General features: G+C 43.3%; 5 protein-coding genes and 1 pseudogene. 2 read left to right on the top strand and 4 right to left on the bottom strand.

Annotated elements, in window-relative coordinates; translation table 11 throughout:
* Positions 1 to 217, top strand: a 217-nt coding sequence (locus ABZA00_RS15845; protein ID WP_372883124.1) for a hypothetical protein, incomplete at its 5' end; no start/stop codon positions are given.
* Positions 218 to 268: 51 nt separating this feature from the next.
* Positions 269 to 1,252 carry a Gfo/Idh/MocA family protein gene (locus tag ABZA00_RS15840; protein ID WP_372883123.1) on the top strand — a complete coding sequence of 328 codons (984 nt, stop codon included), beginning with the start codon at positions 269 to 271 and terminating at the stop codon, positions 1,250 to 1,252.
* A 92-nt stretch (positions 1,253 to 1,344) separates the two neighbouring features.
* On the opposite strand, the gene pntB is transcribed toward ABZA00_RS15840, so the two are convergent.
* The 4 genes and pseudogenes from pntB to ABZA00_RS15820 all read right to left on the bottom strand — a co-directional run.
* A complete protein-coding gene (pntB, locus tag ABZA00_RS15835; RefSeq protein WP_372883122.1) occupies positions 1,345 to 2,718 on the bottom strand; it encodes a Re/Si-specific NAD(P)(+) transhydrogenase subunit beta in 1,374 nt (457 codons plus the stop codon).
* Positions 2,719 to 2,720: 2 nt separating this feature from the next.
* Positions 2,721 to 4,268, bottom strand: coding sequence for a Re/Si-specific NAD(P)(+) transhydrogenase subunit alpha (locus tag ABZA00_RS15830; RefSeq protein ID WP_372883121.1), 1,548 nt, complete (start codon positions 4,266 to 4,268; stop codon positions 2,721 to 2,723).
* A gap of 490 nt (positions 4,269 to 4,758) precedes the next feature.
* Positions 4,759 to 5,427, bottom strand: a complete 669-nt coding sequence (locus ABZA00_RS15825; RefSeq protein ID WP_372883120.1) for an RluA family pseudouridine synthase — start codon at positions 5,425 to 5,427, stop codon at positions 4,759 to 4,761.
* Between the two features lie 209 nt (positions 5,428 to 5,636).
* Positions 5,637 to 6,384 (bottom strand): annotated as a pseudogene (locus tag ABZA00_RS15820) (RNA polymerase-associated protein RapA); the annotation flags it as partial.

Genomic DNA, 6,384 nt, shown 5'->3' with positions numbered 1-6,384 from the left:
TTCATTGAAAAAACAAACAAGCCAATACCTAACGACGCCAGTACTTTTTTCATATTTATTTTCTCCCGTCACATACAGCAAGTTAAATTACAAGCTGCATGCTAATAAAGATAGCACAAGAGTGACAAAAGTCACAAAAATGGAAAAGTTTGCATTGCTTATTGCATCTGAAAATTTAAAACAGCTTTTTCAACTGCAAATAAACTACCCACTTTAGGACTGTGTGCGGCAAACAGACCCTAACATCTTTTACTTGGAGTAACAGCAAATGAAATCACCGAAAAACAGAAATATACGCTGGGGAATTATCGGTCTGGGTAATATCGCCGATAAATTCGCGACAGATTTGTCAACCGTTGCAGGAGCTGAGCTTTATGCTGTTGCTTCAAGGACGCAACAAAAAGCAGATGATTTTGCAGAAAAACATCAGGCGGCTAAAGCCTATGATAGCTATCAAGCCTTAGCAAATGATGAAAAGGTTGATGCGGTTTATGTTGCAACGCCGCATTCTCTGCATAAAGAAAATACACTGTTATGTTTAGGACGGGGCATTGCGGTGTTATGTGAAAAGCCCTTTGCCATGAATGCCGATCAGGTTAACAGCATGATTGCGACTGCGCGTGAAAATAATGTTCTGCTGATGGAGGCTCTGTGGACCTATTTTCTTCCACATTATCATTTTGTGTTAACAAAACTGGATAACAAAGCTTATGGTAAGCTGCTCAAAATTGAAGCGGATTTTGGCTTTGTAAGGGAATTCAATGAAGAAGCCAGGCTTTTTAGAAAATCACTCGGGGGCGGCAGCCTGTTAGATATTGGTATCTACCCGATTTTTGCGGCACTTTCGACACTGGGCGTGCCGAACAAGATAACTGCTGATGCGACATTCTTCGACAATGGTGCTGATTCCTCCTGTTCGATGCTCTTTAGCTATAAAAACAATAGCACAGCATTATTAAAATCTACCCTGCTAGAATCTACCCCCTGTGAAGCTGTGTTCTATTGCGAACAGGGGACGATTAAAATCAATAGAGGCTTTCATGGCCCGTCGACCGTCACCTTATCTGATGGTGTAAACCAGGAAACCATAGATTTCAACTATAAAACTAACGGCTACAATTACGAAATATGCCACTTTAATGAGTTGTTACGCCAGGGAAAAACAGAAAGCAATATCATGACGTTTAATTTTAGTCGTGATCTTATAACAACCTTAGACAGCGTGAGAGAGGTTATTGGTTTAAGATATTGATATCGTCAGACTGCTTTTCACGTATAACAATTTTTTATTGGATAAGAAAAAAGGCGCTGAATAGCGCCTTTTATTGTTATTTAATCCGCAGATTAAATATTTGCTAAAATTGCATCAACGGATGACTTAGCATCACCGAATAACATTTCCGAGTTCTCTTTGAAGAACAGCGGATTTTGAACACCGGCATAACCGGATGCCATTGAACGTTTGAAGACAACCACTTTATCTGCTTCCCAAACGTGCAGTACCGGCATACCGGAGATAGGTGTACCTGGCTCATTTGCCGCCGGGTTAACCGTATCATTTGCACCAATAACTAATACCACATCAGTATCAGGGAAATCTTCATTGATTTCGTCCATTTCCAATACGATATCGTAAGGTACTTTAGCTTCTGCCAACAGTACGTTCATATGGCCAGGCAGGCGTCCGGCAACAGGATGGATACCAAAACGTACATTTTTACCTTTTGCACGTAGTTTTTTAGTTAACTCAGCTACCGGGTATTGCGCCTGCGCAACCGCCATACCGTAACCCGGTACGATGATTACATTTTTTGCTGCAAGTAGAGAATCAGCAACTTCCTGTGCACTTGTTTCAAAATGCTCACCCTGCTCTGCATCGCCATCCTGAGCAATCACTTCGGCACCAAAACCACCTAAGATAACGCTAACGAATGAGCGGTTCATCGCTTTACACATAATGTAAGAAAGGATTGCACCAGATGAACCTACTAATGCACCAGTGATGATAAGCAGATCGTTTGACAACATGAAACCTGTCGCTGCAGCTGCCCAACCAGAATATGAATTAAGCATTGAAACAACTACCGGCATATCAGCTCCGCCGATTGAAGCAACTAAATGCCAGCCGAAAGCCAGAGCAATAATAGTCATCACAATCAGTGCGAATAGACCTGAATCGCCGCTTACAAAACTGATTAACAGGAATGAAGTGGCTGCCAATACAGCAACATTAAGCCAGTTTTTACCCGGCAGGTTAAGCGGAGAGCTGTTAATTTTACCGCTCAGTTTACCAAAGGCGACAATTGAACCGGTAAACGTAACGGCACCAATGAAGATACCTAAAAAGACTTCAACATCATGGATGGTTTTCTCAACACCGATCAGCATGCCATGCTCTAAATAAGAGTTGAAACCGATAAACACCGCAGCCAGACCGACAAAACTGTGTAATACAGCGATCAGTTCAGGCATTGAGGTCATTTCAACTTTCAATGCTAAGCGCACACCGATACCAGCACCGATAGCCATGGCTACGGTGATGTAACCCATGCCTGACACTTGGGCACTGGAGATGGTTGCAATGACGGCAATGATCATACCGATAATGCCAAAAATGTTACCGCGCTTGGCACTCTCTTGACTGCTTAAGCCGTTCAGGCTCCCGATAAACAGGATGGCTGCAATAATGTATGCAGCAGTAATTAATCCTTGAGACATGTTTATTTATCCTTTTGGAACATTTTCAACATACGCTGAGTAACAGTGAAGCCACCCACGATATTGATAGTGGCGATCAGTATTGCAATAGTCGATAAGGTGGTAACAATACCGTTACCCTGACCAACCTGCAGCAGCGCACCGATAATGATGATGCCACTGATTGCGTTTGTTACACTCATTAGCGGAGTATGCAGAGAATGTGCAACATTCCAAACCACGCCGTAACCTACGATACATGCGAGCATAAACACGGTGAAATGAGCCAGAAAATCTGTTGGTGCGGCATCGGCTAACCAGCCGAATAAAATAGCGCCGACAACAGCAAGTCCAGGTTTAATCCATTTGTTCGGTGTTTTTTCTTCGACAACAACGGCTTCTTTAACTTCTGCCGCTTTTGGCGCAGGCGCCGCGCTGACTTGAATTGCCGGTGGTGGCCAGGAAATTTCGCCTTCTTTAACAACGGTTGCGCCGCGAATAACTTCATCTTCAAAGTCGATATCAATGGTACCGTCTTTGTCTTTACATAGCAGTTTCATCAAGTTAACTAAGTTTGTTGCATATAGTTGGCTTGATTGGGTTGGTAAACGGCTTGGAAGATCCGTGTAACCAATAATTTTCACACCGTTTTCGGTCTGGAAAACTTCATCTTTAACGGTTAAAGCCGCGTTACCGCCGGCTTGCGCCGCTAAATCCACAATCACACTACCGTCTTTCATTGAAGCAATCATCTCTTCAGTGATCAGCAGTGGCGCCGGTTTACCCGGAATAAGCGCAGTAGTGATGATGATATCAACATCTTTAGCCTGCTCAGCAATCATAGCAGCTTGCGCTTTCTGATAACCTTCGCTCATGGTTTTCGCGTAGCCTGTGCTGCTCACTTCAGTTTCTTCTTCAGTGTAATCAACGACTAAGAACTCTGCGCCCATACTTTCTACTTGCTCTTTTACTTCAGGACGGGTATCAAATGCGCGAACAATTGCCCCCAAGCTTCCTGCAGCACCTAAAGCTGAAAGACCGGCAACACCTGCACCGATAATAAGTACTTTAGCAGGCGGTACTTTACCAGCAGCAGTGATTTGCCCGGTGAAGAAACGGCCAAACTGGTTAGCAGCTTCAACAACCGCACGGTAACCGGCGATATTAGCCATTGAGCTAAGTGCGTCAAGTGCCTGTGCACGAGAGGTACGTGGTACTGAGTCCATCGCAATGACACTGATTTTTTTACTGGTTAATTTTTCAAGCAGTTCAGGGTTTTGTGCCGGCCAGATAAAGCTGACCAGGGTAGCCCCTTCTTTAATCAGTTCAATTTCAGTTTCGGTAGGTGCATTAACTTTGAAAATAATATCTGATTGCCATACTGGATCCGTGGTTGTGCTGATTTCTGCACCTGAATCCTGGTAAGCTTGATCAGAAAAGCTAGCTGCTGTCCCGGCGTTTGTTTCTACAAGAAAAGTGAAACCTTGTTTAATCAGCAATTCAACGGTTTTAGGCGTTGCTGCTACACGGTTTTCATTCTCTTGGATCTCTCTAGGTATACCTATCTGCATAGTAAGTCCATGATCGCTTGTTATTATGAATGGTCGATTTTACGTACAAAAAAAAGCCAGAAATAGATCTAGATCATATTCAGCTTTTATTTCTACATGCTTTTATTGATTAATTTTAACGTCCTGATTTGGCTTTGTAGGCCTTGCTACGTCTTTGTTTTTCTTTGTCATAAGCACGACAAAAAAGAGGGAAACCCGCAACGAGTTATATCAATTTTCCCGTTTTTTATACAGCCGTAGATAGTAGTGAAAAAATCTGTTTTCGGCTACTGTTTTAATAAACCAAGCTAAACAATAGTGTCACTTTATATAACATTCCGCTATATCAAACAGAGCGTCATTTATTACGGCTAAATAAACGGGGATTCTGTCAAGTGTGCCGCTGCTTGTAAAGTTGTTTAAAGGTATTCATCTAATAGTTATTACCTATTGATATTGTCAAACTACTCAGAGCGGCATTTTGCGCTTATTGTTAGCGGAGCATCGCACACTAAATATCAGCAAAAGGTGGCGGGCAGTTAAAGGTGATACGTTGTTCCGATGTCGGGTGTGTCAGGGTGATCGTTGCTGCGTGCAGTGCAAGCCGATCCGGTGACAACCTTTGCCCGAACTGCGTTGCGTAAAACTCGTCGCCAACAATAGGGTGACCAATCGCCTGCATATGTACACGCAGCTGATGCGTTCTTCCGGTTAAGGGTTTTAAACATACCAGGGTGGTTAACTTTTCCCGTTTGATAACTGACCACTGTGTTTGTGAACTTTTGCCCTGTTCAAAATCTACAATCTGACGGGGGCGATTTTCCCAGTCACAGCGAATCGGTAAATCAACCAGCCCCTGATCTTCTTTGATAACCCCTTCAACGCGTGCGTAATAGGTTTTGTCGATCTTTTTCTGCTGGAATTGCCGCCCCATATGACTTTGTGCAGTTTTGCGCATCGCTAAAATAATAATACCGGAGGTCGCCATGTCCAGACGGTGCACCACAGATGCATTTGGCCAGATACGTAAAATACGCAGCGCCAGACTATCCCGGTGCTTTTTTTCACGCCCGGGCACGCTTAAAAGGCCATAGGGTTTATTTAACACAACAATATCTTCATCCTGATAGAGGATATCCAGATAGGGGGTTGTGGGCGGATTGTAGACAAAATTCGGCATATAAATATCTTCTATGAGGGCAAAAGGTGATAAAACTGACAGCTGTTGGCCGTCAGCTTGTATCTTAGTCACGAGTCACGAGTCACGAGTTACGAGTTACGAGCTACGAAATTCGAAGCTAGAGGCACGTTACTCGCAACTTGTAAGGCTAAAGGGCTAAAAGGTGATAAAGCTGACAGCTGTTGGCCGTCAGCTGTCAGCCTTTTTTATCAAGATTGTGTTGAAACAATAAACCTGATTGCATCAAGTTTTAATTGGGTTTGTTCCAATATCTTTTCGAAGTTACTTTGCTGATCCTGTAAATATTGGATCTCCTCTTCGCGAATATTAGGATTAACTGCTTTTAGTGCTTCTAAACGATCCCGCTCCTGCTCCAATGTCTGCTGCATGTTGCTTTTCGCCTGACTAATAATGTCAGCCATTAATTTTTGCGCGGTTGGTTGAGATTGTTTAATTAACTGATGAATTAATGGCTGTGACGTATTAGCGATCTTACGGCTGATGTGACGATTAATAGGCGTTAACTGGCGGTTAAAACTATCAAAGCTAACATTCTCTCCTAAGTTTTTGGCATTTTTATCCAATAATAAACGAATCGGCGTCGTCGGTAAAAAACGGCTTAATTGTGCGTTATCGGTATTAAGCGCTTCCACGACATAGATTAATTCTAAAAATGTGGTTGCTGCAGGCAATGTATTGTTTTTTAAAATAGCTACCGACGTGGTACCGGTATCAGAGCTTAAGATCATCTCCATACCGCCGCTGATCATCGGATGTTCCCAGCTTAAATAATGAACGTCATCACGACTCAGAGCTGTATGTCGGTTAAAGGTCACCGTCGCGCCTTCTTCAGGCAGTCCCGGAAAGTCAGCAGTCAGCATATGATCAGTAGGGCGGATCACTAAACAGTGCTCACCTTTATCTTCCTGCTGCACTCCGACAACGTCAAATAGCTGC

This window comes from Psychromonas sp. (genome assembly GCF_041586535.1).
In the GTDB taxonomy this organism is placed as follows: Bacteria; Pseudomonadota; Gammaproteobacteria; order Enterobacterales; family Psychromonadaceae; genus Psychromonas.
This window is presented reverse-complemented; position numbering and strand designations above follow the sequence as displayed.